The 1,197-nt window shown below is 42.7% G+C and carries 1 protein-coding gene; it reads right to left on the reverse strand.

What is annotated here, in order from left to right; all coding sequences use genetic code 11:
• Positions 1–970, reverse strand: a 970-nt coding sequence (locus A3762_RS04255; protein WP_197469016.1) for a hypothetical protein, incomplete at its 3' end; no start/stop codon positions are given.
• Positions 971–1,197 lie beyond the last annotated feature (227 nt).

Here is a 1,197-nt window from a genome sequence, read left to right on the forward strand (position 1 = left end):
GGTAGCGAAACCACTCACCTTGGCTATCTAGCGGGATCAGGAAAAGATTTTTTTGTTCGAGTTCTTGCAGTATTTCTCGACTATTGTTCGTTCCGCGGATGTAGTCGCATAGCTCAGCGTTTAAGCGCAGTAAGCAAGAGGAGTCTAGTAAAAAGCTTTGGGTCTCTTCAGGCTGCAACCCGAGAATTTCACTTAACACATAATCTGAAAAATGACGTTCGTCAGCCAGTAATTTCTTCGTACTAATATAGGCTTGTTCGTTATCTGGCTTACCTGATGCAGACAAGGCTGTCAGCTGCATTGCTGCAATCCAGCCTTCTGTCCGTTGAAATATGTCTTGGATTTGTTTGTCGGTAAATGCAAGTGACATGTAGTCTTTGAAAAAAGCTTTTGACTCGTCATAGCTGAATACGAGATCAGAGGCGTATATCGCGTCTACCCAATTTTTGACGCTCCAGCGAGATATCGACAATGCAGGCTCAAACCGAGATGTAAGAATGATTTCTACATTAGGTGGAATGAAGTCAACTAAGTAAGCAAAGCTGCGCAAGATTTCTGGGTCGGTAATATTATGAAAGTCGTCGAGAACTACAGACAATTCGTTACCGGCCATAGACCAAGTTGTTAACTCGTTAACGAGAGAGGTTACAACGGCTTCGCTTGGTTGATGCTCAGAAATTAATTGATTGGCTTCTTCACCGAAATTATCAATTGCGGTCGCAATACTGCCGATTACATATTGCCAGAATCTCTGGGCATTATTGTCGTGTTCATCTATTGAGAGCCAACTAACACGGCGGTCTTGCTGGTGCAGCCACTGTAAAATCAGGGTTGTTTTGCCGTATCCAGCAGGAGCAGATACAAGTACTAATTTTCTTGCGGATCGAGAAATAAGACGGTCTAACAATCTAGGACGTGAGACACTATTAGGATTAAATGCGGGAGCAAGGAATTTAGTTGTGAGTAGCATTTTGGCTATGTTTTAACTCTCAGAAAACGTGACAAATACTGCGAAACTATATCCTATGGCATTGTCTCAAAAAGTAAACTTAATCACCGTTCATGAGAGAGACTTAAAAGAACGCGTATTTCATTCCGATACCCAGCAATAACATTGCAAGAATTGGCTGCAAGATGTTGCCTGGTACACGTTTGCTGTATTTAGACCCCCAGAATATCGCCGGGATTGATCCGCAA

The organism is Oleiphilus sp. HI0125, assembly GCF_001635355.1.